A 15,162-nucleotide genomic window follows, 5' to 3' on the forward strand; every position below is an offset into this window, starting at 1 on the left:
AAACTTACTTCGTAAGCAATCATAAAAGTGAAGAGGGAAATAACATTGAGCTTGAATGTGCAAAAGAGTTATCGCGAGGATGGAAGCGGCGTAGGCACGCTGTACCTGGTTGCCACACCGATAGGCAACCTAGAAGATATGACCTTCCGTGCGATTCGCACCCTGAAGGAAGTGAGCATGATTGCCGCTGAAGACACGCGGCAAACACGTAAACTGCTGACGCACTTCGAGGTCGCTACGCGACTCGTCAGCTATCACGAACACAACAAGCAAGCAAGCGGCCCCGAACTCGTCCGCTTGCTGCTTGAAGGGCAAAGCATCGCGCTCGTCAGCGATGCTGGACTGCCGGCCATCTCCGATCCAGGTTATGACCTGGTGAGGATGGCCGTAGAGCAGGGCGTGCCGGTGGTGCCTATCCCCGGCGCGAATGCGGCCCTGTCGGCGCTGATTGCATCAGGCTTGCCGACAGAGCGTTTTGCCTTCGTCGGGTTTCTCCCCCGGGAGAAAAAGGATCAGACGAAGGTGCTTGAAGGGCTGCAGCATACGCAGGATACGCTGCTGTTCTATGAGTCCCCGCACCGCGTGGAGAAAACACTTACCCGCATGGCGGAAGTGTGGGGGGCGGAGCGCCGGGTGTGTCTCGCCCGCGAGCTGACGAAGCGGTACGAGGAGTTCCTGCGGGGCACCATCGCAGAGTGCCTCGCGCACTTAGAGCAGTACCCGCCTCAAGGCGAGTACTGCGTGATCGCCGAAGGCGCATCGGAGAAGGCAGCCCGCGAAGCAGCGGATGGCTGGTGGGAAGCGATGACGCTGGGCGAGCATGTTGAGCACTACGAGCAAAGCGGGAGCGATCGCAAGGATGCACTAAAGTTGGTCGCGAGCGATCGCGGGCTCTCCAAACGTGATGTATACAATGCACTACTCGAGCGCTAAGGCGCGCGGGAAGTGCAGCGTTCCCGCCGCACTCGGCGCTAAATAGTTCTCCGGACAAAAAAAGATCTCTAATCCGCGGCCGAAGCCAACAAATTAGAGATTAGAGGAGATATGAAAAAGGTTAGAATTACCAATAGGATAAGTGCTACTTCTATTATATACTACTTTTCTTATTTTGTCACAGGTGTTGGCATTTCTGCTAAACAAATATGACAAACAATTTTTCCTTTGAAGTAAGATACGTTTTCTGCATTGCCACAGAAGATACAAGCAGGCTCATATTTTTTCAACATGATGCGCTCGCCGTCTACATAAATCTCCAAAGCGTCTTTCTCACCAATACCCAACGTGCGGCGCAACTCGATTGGAATAACAACGCGACCCAATTCGTCAACTTTTCTTACAATTCCCGTAGATTTCATCATATATATAAACCCCTTTCGATTTTATCAAAAATTTATCAATATCGTCATGTTTCGACATATCTTCTTGCCTAATGATACCAACGATTCCCAAAATAGTCAACCATATTTTCGTCTATTTTAGCTTGTTATTCAAAAAAATTTTTAATAGGGTTTCTGTTTTAAATATGAGAAAAACCAGGTAGAATAAGGGAATGTAAATCATATATTACGTTCTTTCTCCTTGAAAAGTACTAAATTACGAAGTTAAAGACTAGTCTAGTATAACAGAGAAATTGGAATATGCATTTCGACAAAATGCGACAGAAATGTCGAAGTAATGAAAAGGAATTGTCGAAATTATTTAAATTTGCTAAAGAGAGGTTGTGAATGGATGAAGGAAGAGAAGGTTTTTAAAGATCCGGTTCATAAATATATTTACGTGCAGGACAATACGATTTGGGATTTAATTAATACGCGCGAGTTCCAGAGACTGCGCCGCATAAGGCAATTAGGCACTTCTTATTTAACTTTCCATGGTGCTGAGCATAGTCGCTTCTCTCATTCACTTGGTGTGTACGAAATCACTCGGAAAATTATTTCACAATTCGAACGAAATCACTATGAGGATTGGCCTCAGGAGGAACGTTTGCTCTGCCTTTGTGCGGCATTGCTGCATGATTTGGGTCACGGGCCTTTCTCGCACTCCATTGAAAAAGCTTTCGGAACGAAACATGAAGACTGGTCGTGCAGAATTGTTCTTGGAGATACCGATGTGAATAAAGTGCTAAGCCGAGTGTCACCTGATTTTCCAAAAAAAGTGGCGGGCGTTATTTGTAAATCGTATAGTGAAGAAATTGTGGTTAGCCTTGTATCCAGTCAGTTGGATGCTGATCGCATGGACTATTTACTGCGCGACGCCTATTTCACCGGTGTAAATTACGGCACATTCGATCTGGAGCGGATTCTTCGTGTTATTAGGCCCTATAAAGGGCATATTGTTGTCAAGGAAAGCGGCATGCATGCTGTTGAAGACTATTTAATGTCCCGTTATCAAATGTACTGGCAGGTGTATTTCCATCCCGTGACACGTAGTGCGGAAATTTTGCTGCACAAAGTTTTTGCGCGTGCCAAACATTTATACGAAGAAGACTATACGTTTGGATTTATGGTGGAACCCATTTTGCATCTGATTCAGAATAAAATTTCGCTCGAAGATTATTTGTTATTGGATGAGTCTGTTATGCAGACGATGTTAACTTTCTGGAGTAATGAGAAAGATCCTATTCTGGCCGATATGTGTAAACGGTTTTTGGATCGTAAGTTGTACAAATACAGTACCTTTGATGAGTCTAATCAACGTCAAATTAAGCTGATGGAAAAAGTGATGGCTGAGGTCGGATTCGACCCTACTTATTATATGGAAATTGATTTTCCATCGAATCAATCTTATGACGTGTATAGACCGGGGGAAACAGATGACAATTTGCCTATTTTTCTGCTGGATCATAAGGAGACTTTAACGGAAATTACGCATCGATCTGAGATTGTTCAGTCCATCAGTGGCTTCCAAATGGGTAAGCATCATGTTTATTATCCGGAGGAGCTGTTGGAACGATTGAACGCAACCAATTATCCTGATTTATGGGCACTGCTTGGTGAGCAAGATTAGCTAGAAAAACAAGTGCAGCAGAATATTTTAACTTAAGGGAGAACGATTATGCTAACGGATTCACACACACATTTAAATGCCGAACAATTTAATGAAGATCAAGATGAAGTGATTCAGCGAGCACTGGACGCCGGAGTGACAAGAATAGTGAATGTAGGCTTCAACCGGGAGACCATACCCAGCTCCATTGCCCTTGCTGAGAGGTATGATTTCATCTACTCAACGGTAGGGTGGCATCCTGTGGATGCAATTGATATGATGCCTGGCGACTTAGAATGGATTGAAGAGTTGTGTAAGCATGAGAAAGTTGTTGCCATCGGGGAAATTGGACTGGATTACTATTGGGACAAGTCGCCGAAGGATGTACAGCAGAGGGTATTTCGGGAGCAAATTCGTCTAGCGCGTAAATTGGGGATGCCCATTGTCATACATAATCGAGATGCCCATCAAGATATTTTGCACATTTTAAAAGAAGAGAAGGCCGAGGAAGTCGGGGGAATCATGCATTGCTTCTCAGGAAGCTGGGAGACGGCTAAACAGTGTCTGGATATGAATTTTCATATTTCTTTTGGGGGTCCAGTTACGTTTAAAAACGCTAGGCAACCGAAGGAAGTGCTGGCGCAAGTTCCATTAGATCGTTTGTTAATTGAGACCGATGCTCCCTATCTGACCCCGCATCCTTTCCGCGGCAAGCGCAATGAAACCGGCTATGTTCGCTTGGTCGCTGAGACAGCCGCGGAAATTCGGGGGTTGACTTTGGAAGAAATTGCGGAAATAACAACTAACAATGCCATTCGATTGCTAGGTCTCAAGTAAAGCGTTTTTTTCGAACTTGCGGCGAAGCACAATACCGCAGCTGAAAGAGATGAAGATGAGACTGACGAGTGGAACGAGCAGATAGATTGGTGAAGAGCGAATCATAAGTGGAATTGTCAAGATACATAGTTCCAGCAGCAAGACCGACCAAATGATGAAGGCCAGCGAACCGGCTTTCGAATTTGGATTGAGCGGGTACATCTCCAGCCAGAACGTATACCGATGAGCACGCTCGAGTGACGATAACTGAACAAGGGAAATCACAAGGGCGATCAGGAAGATCAATGTCCTTGCAGTACCGCTGCTTGAAACGGCAATAGCTAGTACCCCTAACAGGGTGAGACGCAGTATGATCGCGAACAGCTCCGTACGCAGCAATGTCTTCATATATAGATACAAATAGGCAGCATCTTGTCTAAAAGGTATGAACCGTGTTATCCCGCTGATCCAACTTCGGCGGGCTATTCGCATTCCCATCTGAGGCACATCGACGAACCAGCTGAAAAAGGCATAAAGCCGTGCTTGCTGCTGATTTTCTTTGATGATCAAGTAGTCCCAGCCGATGACGTATTTAGATACGAAATGAACAGCTCCTAACCATACGAAAATGAGAAGCAGTGCAGCCCCGCTTGCCCATAAAATGCTGGTTAGAAATTGCAGCGAAATGAGAGCGGTTGTTGCAATCCAGCGAAAGCTAACCGAAGCTAAACGTGTACGCTCATGAGCAAAGCGGCTTTCCTGCCAGCTCGCTAATAAATTAGCAATCTTTAATAGAAGAAGTAGGGCAAGCATCAGTAAGAAATGCTGTTCTGAAGCGCCGAGGCAATGGTGATAAAGCGGCCATAAAATAACCCAGGCGATAAATGTCCAAAAAGCTTGCAGTGCCAAACTGTACATGAATCCACTTCGGAAATAAGCACCCATTTGATGTTCGATCCGTAATAAAAACATGCGGTCTGCTTTTCTTACCAATGTACGAATGGAGCTTGAAGATAGAAGCGGAACGAGCAGCAAAAGCACGATCCACAGATAGGGATAATCTGTCGGAAGACGCTGTAATATTTTTGCATAATAATAGGAAGAAATGATGACAAGAAACAACACGAGACCGATGAAATTGCTGCGCGCTGCATATTGCCAATAGCCCATGGATTCCTTCATATAATATTCGAATCTTTGCTGCCATAAGGAACGGGTGTTGATGTCCATATTTCTCATCATGAATCCCCTTGTACGAGTTTGTAGAAAATGTCGTCTAGTGACGCTCCCGGGAGTTCGGTTTGCTCGCGTAATTCGACTAAATCACCCTGAGCAACCATGCGACCTTTATGAAGGACAACGTAGTTATCGCAATATTTTTCAATCGTAGACAAAATATGCGAAGAGATGAGGAATGATGCTCCTTTATGTTTCATTTTGACCATTAATTCTAGCAAGGAACGAATCGCTAAAGGGTCGAGGCCGAGAAAGGGTTCATCGATAATATATAACGAGGGTTCAATCAGAAATGCGTTCATAATCATGACTTTCTGTTTCATTCCTTTGGATAAATGACTGGCGAAGCTGTTCAGCTTGTCCTTCATTTGAAACTGCTCCAAAAGAGAACTGGATCGAGCCAAATAGTCTTCCTTCGACAAGCCATAGGCCATAGCGGTTAGCTCAAGGTGTTCGCGGATCGTAAGCTCTTCGTAAAGCTCGGGACTTTCGGGTACATAAGCGTAGGTGGCGCGATAGGATACAGGATTTTCAGCTAAAGTTAGTCCGTTGATTCGAATGGATCCTTTTTGCGGTTGAAGCAGGCCGAGAATGTTCTTGATTGTGGTACTTTTACCGGCGCCATTAAGTCCGATCAGACCCATCATTTCACCTTGACGAATAGAAAAGGTTAGGTCATGAAGAACGGGTTTATTTGGTAAATATCCCCCGTATAAAGAGTCAACTTGTAGAATGGAGCCCATCTCATTGCCTCCCTGATTAGCAAATTATTGGTATTTATGAATCGCTTTCCTATACGATCATTATAAACAAATTTGTAATTTAAGCCTAGTTTAGGGGTGAAAAGTTGAAAAGAGTTAGTATACGTACGTGATAGTGAGATATAAGTAGAAATAGGGCTGTTTTATTGCCTATTTGATTGAATTTTAGTCGGTTTAGCCCTTTTTAGTAGGTGTTAATCCCTTTACAGGTTAAGATTAACAGCGTAATATACTTTTCATAATAACTTAATATCCAATTTGCCATTTTTCCATTCGCTGAGTTCCATTTATGGGAACGGGGGAACCACTGTAAGCTGAAGAAGCATGCTTCTTGAGTGAACAGAGTGAGTAACAGGGGTGAATCTTTGAGCGTACTTTGTATGCTTATAGTAGGGCGACTCTCACGTCCGAATCCGTCAGCTAACCTCGTAAGCGTAAGAGAGGTAACGATTGTCGTGCGTGCTATTTGTGTATTTTACTATACAAACTAAGCCAGCGAGAAGAGTCCTCTTCTTGCTGGCTTTTTGTCTTCATAAAGGGCTATACACATTTCGGACGACTAAAAATTGCCCGGAATTCATATGAATGTTGAATAGGCAAACTGGTGTGGGACGACCAGAAGGCAGCGGTATAGCACCGTACTGCTGATGGCGAACACGTTAAGTTAAACTAAAAAACCTTAGTCGCGTCAAATCTAATCATGCTGTAACCTGGCGGCGAGGCTTTGAAGGAGGACCGAAGAAGTGGGCAGTATCTCTATTAGCGAGACCCATGTAAAACGATCATCCAGCATGTCCTTCGCATTGCGATGGAAGCATGAAAACTTGCGTTTGATTTTAAGCTTAGCCATAATTTCAATCGCAATGACTTTCATGTTTTTGGTGTTGTTGTACGGTACGGCTACCAAGAGCGTATCCGTGGTTGTGAATGGACAAGAAACCGTTGTGCAAACGAAACAATGGGTCCTGCAACGCCTACTGGATGAACAAGCCATAAAGATTGGTGAACACGATGAAATTTCTGCTGCGCCAACGACAACAATCAAGGGTGGAGACAAAATTGTCATCGAACATGCCTCACCGATTCAATTGACTGCTGATGGAAAGACCACCACTGTTTACACAACTGCAAGAACGGTTGAAAGTGCATTGCAACGTTTACATATTGCACTTGGGGAGCACGATCGTTTAACTCCCGAACCGACAACCGCTCTGAACTCAGGCGATGAAATCAAAATCGTCCGTGTGAAGAAAGAGACGGAGGAAGTAACTGAACCGATTGCGTTCGATACGGAAAAGAAGAGCGACGCATCGCTGCTCAAAGGCAAAGAGCAAGTCGTCCAAGAAGGTAAAGAGGGCGTACTCTTGAAGAAGAAAGAAAAGACTTTCGAAGATGGTGTTCTAGTCGCGGAAGCAGTTGTGGGTGAAGAAGTAAAAACAGAAAGTATTAATAAAGTCGTGTCCGTTGGCACGAAAAACCCAGTTGTTGTTCTTTCGTCATCCTCACCTAGTGTGGATGAGGTTTCGAAGAATGGTGTAACATTTGGGTACAAACAAATCCTGAAGAATGTGAAGTTGACTGCTTATTCGGCAGACGCTGAATCTACAGGTAAGTCCGAAGGATCTCCTGGTTTCGGTAAAACCTATACGGGGACTACCGTGACAGAAGGCCGCACGATTGCGGTTGATCCGAAAGTGATCCCATTGGGATGGTGGGTTTACATTGAGGGCATTGGCTTCCGCCGTGCTGAAGATATTGGCAGCGGTGTGAAAGGTCAAATGATTGATGTCTTCTTTGAAGATCATGGTTATGCCAATAAATTCGGAACGAAGCAAGGGTACACCGTGTATGTGGTAGGACCGAAAAAGCCGTCTGAAAATTAACGTGTAAACGTCTGTTTCGGCGGGAAGAATGTCATATATATACGTTGCCAAGTAACAACTTGGGCAAAAGAAGAGGGGACCCCTCTTCTTTTCTGCGTTGAATATGGAAGTATAAGTTCTATACTTTAGCTCCGCATCAACCTTGACAAACGCGCGCTCGTACCAGAAGGACGACGGAGTCGTTTATCCTTGGTACTGGGAAGGGAACCGCTTATGATTAAAGAAGTGATTGTCGTCGAAGGCAAAGACGATACAGCTGCTATTCGCCGAGCGGTAGAGGCGGATACAATTGAAACTGGCGGTTCTGCGATTGGGCAAGCCGTGCTAAAGCGTATTGCACTTGCACAGCAGCGCAGAGGCGTTATTATATTCACGGATCCGGATCACGCTGGTGAACGGATTCGGAAGATTGTGGCAGCCAAGGTGCCTGGCTGCAAGCATGCCTTCATTACGCAGGAGCAGGCTGAGTACAAGGGTGATATTGGCGTCGAGAATGCGACGCCTGAGACGATCCGTCAGGCTCTTCAGAGCCTTCGTACGGAATATGATGGTGCGGTTTCACAGCTGACCATGGCGGATCTCGTGACCGCAGGGTTGATTGTTCATGCAGAGGCGGCGTCTCGCCGGCTGATTGTGGGTAAAGCGTTAGGAATTGGCTATTGCAATGGCAAGCAGTTTTATAAGCGCTGTGCAATGTTTCAGATCTCGCGTGAGGAATTTGAGGCGGCTTTGGAGCATTTGGAAGCTGATAAGTAGAATGGATGTTGCTGATGTTGTAGTTTGGAGACTGTCGATTGATTTACAACTGGTAGTCATAACTCCAAAGTGCGCGATTTTAGAGTCATTCAGCTTTCGTGATGGCAGATGGGCTATAGTGGTTAAATGTTGCATTTTCTGCAACAATTCACACGCCAAAAGGCTATTTTGCATCTTGAAGTTGTATTTCGTACAACATTTTGAGCTCATTTGTTGCTAAATGCTCTATATTGGGCAAAATTGTTGTACATTCTGCAACATCGAAGGGAAATAGGCGAGATTTAGGCAGCAATTGTTGTATTATTTACAACATCATTCTACCGCGTTGAGGGATTCATTCATCCAGCAACCTTAAGCGGGCATATATGACTTGATCCCGATGTATGACACCATTAAGTAGAACAAAATTGGATGAATAAATCGACGGTCTCGTTTGTACAACACTTCTTGCCTATTTGTGGAAAAAAGCTCTGGATGAGGTATCAATTGTTGTACCAAATGCAACATTCTAGAATATTGACGGGATTTAAACAGCAATTGTTGCACTTTCTCCAACATCTTCAACTGAATTTCATACAGCACTCTCATGAGCTTACAAGACTATGCATACCGAATTTCAGTAAGATGCCACTTAGAAAATAATTGCATGAGATTTGGCGCAGAGTTTCAAAACTCTTTTGAATGATTTTAATTGATTTTAATTGATTTTGAATGACTTTGAATGATTTTGAGTGACAATGAAGAATGTGAAATCCAGAACCTATAGATAATGAGGTCTATATCATGAATGTACCCAACAATGAAGTGATTGTAACAGCCGATGACGTGGCTACGCCAAGTAAAACGAAACAAATTATCAAGAGAAATGGTCTGGTGCTTAAGAAGAGCTTAGGTCAAAACTTCCTAATTGACCAAAATATCCTAAGCAAGATTGTCATGGCCGCAGAGCTCGGGCCGAACAAGGCTGCGCTTGAGATCGGCCCCGGCATTGGGGCGCTCACACAGCAGCTGGCCAAGCTCGCTGGACGCGTCTTGGCCGTCGAGATCGATCAGCGTCTGCTGCCCATCCTGGACGAGACGCTGGAGCCCTATCCCCATGCTACCGTTGTCCATGGGGACATCTTGAAGACCGACCTGCCGGAATTGTTCCGGCAGCACTTCGAGGGCATGGACGGCGTCAGTGTCGTCGCCAACCTGCCCTACTACATCACGACGCCGATCATCATGAAGCTTCTTGAAGAGAAGCTTCCCTTGGAGAATATCGTCGTGATGATCCAAAAAGAGGTGGCCGACCGCATGGCGGCTCGCCCGGGCACCAAAGATTACGGCAGCCTCAGCATTGCCGTGCAGTTCCACTGCGAGCCGGAGCTTGTCACGATCGTGCCGCGCACCGTCTTCGTGCCGCAGCCGAACGTCGACTCCGCCGTGATTCGGCTGCGTGTGCGCCAAACCCCGCCGGTCGAGGTGGCGGATGTGGACTTCTTCTTCGCCGTCGTCCAGGCGTCCTTCGTCCAGCGGCGCAAAACCCTTTACAATAACCTAGCTGCTAGGTTCTTCACGAAAGAAAACAAGCCTGAGCTGGAAGCGCTGCTGCTCGGCATTAACATAGAGCCTTCGCGTCGCGGCGAAACGCTCAGTATGGAAGAATTCGCGCGCTTGTCGTCGGCTCTTCGCGCGCACGGCTGCAAATAACCCGCACCAAATGCCCAGTCTCGCCATAGGATACCCCTAGGAGGGGATTTGTGCGATGAGGCAAGGAGACTATGTTACCCGTAAATCCTATGGCGGCGACGTCATGTTTAAGATTGAGCGCATAGAGCAGCTGAGAGCTATCCTGCGTGGTGTGGATTATAGGCTGCTCGCGGATGCGCCTCTAGTTGATTTGACCATTTCAAATCCGGCAGATGTCATGGATCATCCGCGATCGAGTTCACCCGAGTTTCGGGAGTCGCTCCGGCGTCTGGCGGTATCCCAGATGCAGCTGCAGGAGAAGAACCAACTCTCAATAAACCATAAGCAAAATATCGATAAAAGCTACTTCGAAGTGCCTGGCAAAGTGCTTCACCTAGACGGTGATCCAACTTACTTGCGTAAAAGTATGCAGATCTATGGGGAATTGCGAGTGCCAGCCGAGGGATTTTATGTTCCAGAAGCACAAATGGCGGAAGCTCTTCACAGGCTGCTTCCTCAAATTAGGCCAGACATTGTAGTTGTTACCGGTCATGACGGAATACTTAAGCATCGTAAAAGTGGAGGTCCAAGCAGCCTTTCCAGCTATAAGAATTCACAAAACTTTGTGAATGCCGTGCAGATCGCTAGGCAGTATGAGCGCAACCGGGACTCCATGATTATTATAGCTGGTGCTTGTCAGTCCCATTTTGAGGCCTTGCTGAGGGCTGGAGCTAATTTTGCGAGTTCTCCTGCGCGTATCCTCATTCACGCCTTAGATCCGCTTTGTATCGCCGCTAAGCTGTCGTATACTTCCGTGAAGGATACCATATCTATGCTGGATATCGTTGAATTGACGGTGACAGGATTGGATGGTTTAGGCGGGGTAGAGACGAGAGGGAGCTATCGCATGGGGGTTCCGGGGATTCAGCATACGGAAGATCATGTTTAAATGTTCTTTTTGGACATCTAATGCGACATGAACCGACAAAACATACGGTATGCAGTAGAGCACTTACCTGTCATTCGACTCCTTGGAGGAGGAGGATGGGGTAAGTGTTCTTTTTTTAGTGGAAAAGTGTGAATAATTTGCGAACTTTGGAGACAACCTGTAAGAGGGGGATTTCGAAAATTAAGCGAAAATGCCGTTGACAACAGGAATGTGGTGCTGATATAATATTTGACCTCGTTTGACATGCCTGTCTGAATCGGTTATAATAAACTAGGAAAGAGGTGGTAGTTGACAATGGCAAAAAATGCGCTGTTGGAGATCAAACGCAGTTTGGAGCCCCACGTTGGGCAGAAGATCATGTTAAGAGCGAATGGTGGCCGTCGAAAGACTGTCGAGCGTTCTGGTGTTTTAGAAGAAACCTACCCTTCTGTGTTTATTGTGAAATTAGATCAAGAATCCCACGCTTTCAAACGAGTGTCGTACAGCTACGCCGATATCCTTACCGAATCCGTTGAAGTTACCGTGTGTAATGACGATGGACAGGTTCGTATCACCTACATCCAACATTAGCTTAATGCATTCCTATATGAGCAGACCCAGAGGGTCTGTTTTTGCATTTGTATGGACCTTACCTGGTTGGGCATACTATAGCAAAACTCTAAGGAGGTTCCAAGTATGAGTCGCAGAAGAGGGATCATGTCTGAAAGCTTTAAATATGAATTAGCCAAAGATCTAGGGTTTTATGATGTGGTGCAGCGTGAGGGCTGGGAGGGCATCCGAACAAAGGATGCAGGGAACATGGTGAAGCGGGCGATCCAAATCGCTCAGGAACAGCTGGTGAAACAGTATAACCCTGCAGCTTCTTCCGTTAATCAGATGCATTCAACCACGCAATCAACATATAGTCAGCCGAATTACAACCAAGCCAACTATAGTCAACCTGCTTCCAATCCGTCTGGCTACACTCCATTGAATTATCATCAGTCCACCTATCCATCTGTTCCTTCCCCACAACCGTATTCGCAGCCTCAATCGAGCTTTAATCAGAACCAATACAGTGGAACGCAGCAAACGCAATCTACCTATACACCAGCTGCCTACCTGCAGAACTCAACCAATGTAAATACTTATAGAACTTCTAATCCAATGTAACCTAATACGGCAGTTTCAAATCATTTAATTGCGGGATCGCAGCAGGCAACGCAAGCGGAACAGCGTCCCTACTACAGCTAAAGCGAATGCTTTAGCTTTTTTTTTGCGCTTTTGTTATAATATTTTAACGGCAAACGAGCAAAAGAAGGTGATCTGATGAAGATTTTTGAAAAAGCACCGGCTAAAATCAATTTATCCCTTGATGTTTTACATAAAAGATCGGACGGTTACCATGAAGTTGAGATGGTCATGACGATGGTTGATCTAGCAGATCGGATCGAAATGCAGGAGCTTTCGCGGGACACCATCATCATTTCCAGTCAGGCGGGGTATATTCCGCTGGATGAGAAGAACTTAGCCTTTCAGGCGGCACGCCTTATTAAGGATCGATACGACGTCAAACAGGGCGTCTACATCCATTTGGACAAGCAGATCCCCGTGGCAGCGGGTCTAGCAGGAGGCAGCAGTGATGCGGCAGCGACGCTTAGAGGTTTGAATCGGCTTTGGAACTTAAACATCCCTATGGAAGAGCTGCAAGTACTTGGAGCGGAGCTTGGCTCGGATGTACCTTTCTGTGTGACGGGAGGGACGGCGGTCGCTAGAGGACGCGGAGAGAAGCTGGAACCGATCGTCTCGCCGCCTCAGTGTTGGGTCGTACTCGCGAAGCCGCCTATTAATGTGTCCACATCGGAGATTTACGGAAAACTGAATGCTCGGGAGATTAAGAATCACCCTTCGACGGAGGGTGTGCTGGGCGCGATTCGGGAGAAGCGATTCGATCTGCTTTGCGGAAGCCTTGGTAATGTGCTTGAGGAAGTGACGCTGGACCTTTATCCCGAGGTGAGACATCTCAAAGAATGCATGCAGAGGCTTGGTGCGGATGGTGTGTTGATGTCGGGCAGCGGGCCGACGGTATTCGGTCTCGTGTCCAAGGAAGCGAAGGTGCCCCGGATTTATAACGGGTTGCGTGGATTTTGTAAGGATGTTTACGCTGTGAGGATGTTGACGTAGATGAAGTAGGACGTAGCAGGGCCCGCGAAGGGCTCTTTTTCATTGCATAGAGGGTTGGACTTTGACTCCACCCATATCCATTTGATGTGTTATATTGATGTTAAGTTTATGTTAATATAATTTTCATGAGAAGCTTGAATAAATACGTATAAAAATGGTATATTTTCAATATAATATTCGGATTTTTGGGGGTAGTGCGATGAAAAAGTTGAAAAGGAGCGCTAGGCTGGTGGAAATGACGCAATATTTGTTATTCCGCCCCCATTCGTTAATCCCTTTAACGACTTTTGCCGAGCGTTACAACTCTGCTAAATCTTCCATAAGTGAAGATTTAGCGATCATCAAGGAAGTATTTGAAGAAGAAGGACTAGGCGAGCTGAATACGCTTGCGGGTGCTGCCGGAGGTGTGAAGTTTTCACCAAAGGTGCCTAAGGAAGTATCTCTGAAATTTATTCAGAACCTTTGTTTACAACTGCAGCAGCCAGAACGGATTCTTCCAGGCGGTTATTTGTATATGTCAGATATTATGGGGCAGCCCCAATATTTGAATGAAATTGGCAAGACATTTGCATCCGCTTTCGCTGGTCGTGATATTGATGTGATTATGACGGTAGAGACGAAAGGTATTCCGCTCGCGTATGCGACGGCAACTTATATGAATCTTCCCGTTGTGATTGTCCGCAGGGACAGTCGAGTGACGGAAGGATCAGCGGTTAGCATCAACTATGTTTCAGGTTCCAACAAGCGGATCCAGACGATGTCACTCGCAAGGCGTGCTCTGAAAGAAGAGTCAAAGGTGCTTATCATTGATGATTTCATGCATGTTGGCGGTACCATTCACGGTATGATGGATTTGTTAGCGGAATTCAAAGCCTCGGTTCAGGGTGTTGGTGTATTCATGGAGTCTTGTGAGGTTGAAGAGCATTTGGTCGATCATTACGTATCGCTTGCTCGTTTATACGGTGTAGATTCCAAGACCAAACAAATCACGGTAGAACCAGGCAACTATTTTGACAGTAAAAAAGGAGATTCGTAAACGATGGAACTTATTTCAACAACAGCAGCACCTGCTGCTATCGGACCTTACTCGCAAGCGGTAAAGCTAGGTAACCTTCTCTTTACTTCCGGACAAATTCCACTTGGCTTGGATGGTCAGATTGTACAGGGTGGAATCAAGGAACAAGCCCATCAAGTGTTTGCCAATTTGAAGGGTGTGCTTGAAGCAGCAGGTTCATCATTTGATCAAGTTGTGAAAGCGACTGTCTTTTTGAAGGATATGAATCAGTTTGCAGAGCTGAATGATATTTATGGAACCTACTTCGGAGACCATAAACCGGCTAGATCCACTGTCGAAGTGGCCAGATTACCCCGTGATGTTTTTGTCGAAATTGAGTTAATTGCTGTGATTTCTGTCGAAATTTAACAGTAACATTAAGATTGTATAAAATTATCGAAAATTTCAAAAAAAGAAGAAGGAATTTGCACGACGATGTGGAATATTACACCCAAGTCTCAGAGATGGAAAAAGGTGGTGAACACAAGTGCAAATTACAGATGTAAGACTCCGCCGGGTCAACTCCGAGGGGAGGATGAAGGCGATTGCTTCCATTACCATTGATAACGAGTTCGTCGTTCACGACATACGTGTCATCGACGGTAATAATGGGATGTTCGTGGCTATGCCAAGTAAACGAACACCGGATGGTGAATTCCGTGATATCGCTCATCCGATTTCTTCCACAACTCGCGAGAAAATTCAAGCGGCCGTATTGGCTGAATACGATCGCGCGGCTGTAGAAGAAGAGGTAATAGAAGAAGGCGCATAATTCAGATTATTAAGAGAGCCTTCGGGCTCTCTTTTCTTTTAGGTGGTATTGATGCTATATTTGGTGGAGAACTCATCGATTATACATATAGTAATGTGTGACTATTTATATCAAAG

At 45.7% G+C, this 15,162-nt stretch carries 15 protein-coding genes, 1 pseudogene and 1 riboswitch; of the genes and pseudogenes, 13 read left to right on the plus strand and 3 right to left on the minus strand.

Going from position 1 to position 15,162, the window contains the following annotated elements:
- The first annotated feature begins 45 nt into the window (after window positions 1-45).
- Window positions 46-933 carry a 16S rRNA (cytidine(1402)-2'-O)-methyltransferase gene (gene rsmI / locus ACBP55_RS00920; RefSeq protein WP_029198496.1) on the plus strand — a complete coding sequence of 296 codons (888 nt, stop codon included), beginning with the start codon at window positions 46-48 and terminating at the stop codon, window positions 931-933.
- A gap of 170 nt (window positions 934-1,103) precedes the next feature.
- Here the strand turns inward: rsmI and ACBP55_RS00925 are convergent, their stop codons facing one another.
- A complete protein-coding gene (locus tag ACBP55_RS00925) occupies window positions 1,104-1,358 on the minus strand; it encodes an AbrB/MazE/SpoVT family DNA-binding domain-containing protein (protein ID WP_028557356.1) in 255 nt (84 codons plus the stop codon).
- A gap of 370 nt (window positions 1,359-1,728) precedes the next feature.
- Here ACBP55_RS00925 and ACBP55_RS00930 point away from each other — a divergent pair, with 370 nt between their 5' ends.
- Both ACBP55_RS00930 and ACBP55_RS00935 read left to right on the plus strand, forming a co-directional pair.
- Window positions 1,729-3,006, plus strand: a complete 1,278-nt coding sequence (locus ACBP55_RS00930; RefSeq protein WP_464649093.1) for an HD domain-containing protein — start codon at window positions 1,729-1,731, stop codon at window positions 3,004-3,006.
- 48 nt (window positions 3,007-3,054) lie between these two features.
- Window positions 3,055-3,822: a TatD family hydrolase gene (locus ACBP55_RS00935; RefSeq protein ID WP_464649094.1), complete on the plus strand. Its 768-nt coding sequence runs from the start codon at window positions 3,055-3,057 to the stop codon at window positions 3,820-3,822.
- On the opposite strand, the gene ACBP55_RS00940 is transcribed toward ACBP55_RS00935, so the two are convergent.
- Together ACBP55_RS00940 and ACBP55_RS00945 are read right to left on the minus strand one after the other, a co-directional pair.
- Window positions 3,808-5,043: an ABC transporter permease gene (locus tag ACBP55_RS00940; RefSeq protein WP_464649096.1), complete on the minus strand. Its 1,236-nt coding sequence runs from the start codon at window positions 5,041-5,043 to the stop codon at window positions 3,808-3,810. The genes ACBP55_RS00935 and ACBP55_RS00940 overlap by 15 nt on opposite strands.
- Complete coding sequence (locus ACBP55_RS00945) at window positions 5,040-5,780, minus strand: ABC transporter ATP-binding protein (protein ID WP_464649098.1); 741 nt, start codon at window positions 5,778-5,780, stop codon at window positions 5,040-5,042. The genes ACBP55_RS00940 and ACBP55_RS00945 overlap by 4 nt, the downstream gene beginning before the upstream one ends.
- A 282-nt stretch (window positions 5,781-6,062) precedes the next feature.
- Window positions 6,063-6,248, plus strand: a riboswitch (cyclic di-AMP (ydaO/yuaA leader).
- A gap of 293 nt (window positions 6,249-6,541) precedes the next feature.
- Between ACBP55_RS00945 and ACBP55_RS00950 the strand changes: the two genes are divergently transcribed.
- From ACBP55_RS00950 to spoVG, 10 genes and pseudogenes are all read left to right on the plus strand, one after another.
- A complete protein-coding gene (locus ACBP55_RS00950; RefSeq protein ID WP_464649100.1) occupies window positions 6,542-7,681 on the plus strand; it encodes a ubiquitin-like domain-containing protein in 1,140 nt (379 codons plus the stop codon).
- Between the two features lie 213 nt (window positions 7,682-7,894).
- Window positions 7,895-8,437: a ribonuclease M5 gene (gene rnmV / locus ACBP55_RS00955; protein ID WP_029198502.1), complete on the plus strand. Its 543-nt coding sequence runs from the start codon at window positions 7,895-7,897 to the stop codon at window positions 8,435-8,437.
- Window positions 8,438-9,220: 783 nt separating this feature from the next.
- Entirely contained in the window at window positions 9,221-10,129 is a 909-nt protein-coding gene (gene rsmA, locus ACBP55_RS00960) for a 16S rRNA (adenine(1518)-N(6)/adenine(1519)-N(6))-dimethyltransferase RsmA (RefSeq protein ID WP_464649102.1), read from the plus strand.
- Between the two features lie 55 nt (window positions 10,130-10,184).
- Complete coding sequence (gene yabG, locus ACBP55_RS00965; RefSeq protein WP_464649103.1) at window positions 10,185-11,057, plus strand: sporulation peptidase YabG; 873 nt, start codon at window positions 10,185-10,187, stop codon at window positions 11,055-11,057.
- A 294-nt stretch (window positions 11,058-11,351) separates the two neighbouring features.
- Complete coding sequence (gene veg / locus ACBP55_RS00970) at window positions 11,352-11,627, plus strand: biofilm formation stimulator Veg (protein ID WP_028557365.1); 276 nt, start codon at window positions 11,352-11,354, stop codon at window positions 11,625-11,627.
- A gap of 105 nt (window positions 11,628-11,732) precedes the next feature.
- A pseudogene (locus ACBP55_RS00975) lies at window positions 11,733-11,903 on the plus strand (small, acid-soluble spore protein, alpha/beta type); the annotation flags it as partial.
- Between the two features lie 462 nt (window positions 11,904-12,365).
- Window positions 12,366-13,220 (plus strand): 4-(cytidine 5'-diphospho)-2-C-methyl-D-erythritol kinase, encoded by an 855-nt coding sequence (gene ispE / locus ACBP55_RS00980; RefSeq protein ID WP_029198002.1) that lies wholly within the window; start codon window positions 12,366-12,368, stop codon window positions 13,218-13,220.
- Window positions 13,221-13,419: 199 nt separating this feature from the next.
- The gene (gene purR, locus ACBP55_RS00985; RefSeq protein WP_029198001.1) at window positions 13,420-14,256 is read left to right on the plus strand and encodes a pur operon repressor; all 837 of its coding nucleotides are present in this window, start codon (window positions 13,420-13,422) and stop codon (window positions 14,254-14,256) included.
- Between the two features lie 3 nt (window positions 14,257-14,259).
- Window positions 14,260-14,643, plus strand: a complete 384-nt coding sequence (locus ACBP55_RS00990; protein WP_464649107.1) for a RidA family protein — start codon at window positions 14,260-14,262, stop codon at window positions 14,641-14,643.
- Between the two features lie 118 nt (window positions 14,644-14,761).
- Window positions 14,762-15,046, plus strand: a complete 285-nt coding sequence (gene spoVG, locus ACBP55_RS00995) for a septation regulator SpoVG (RefSeq protein ID WP_028557369.1) — start codon at window positions 14,762-14,764, stop codon at window positions 15,044-15,046.
- The last annotated feature ends 116 nt before the right edge of the window (window positions 15,047-15,162 follow it).

It is taken from the genome of Paenibacillus sp. WG02 (assembly GCF_055396115.1).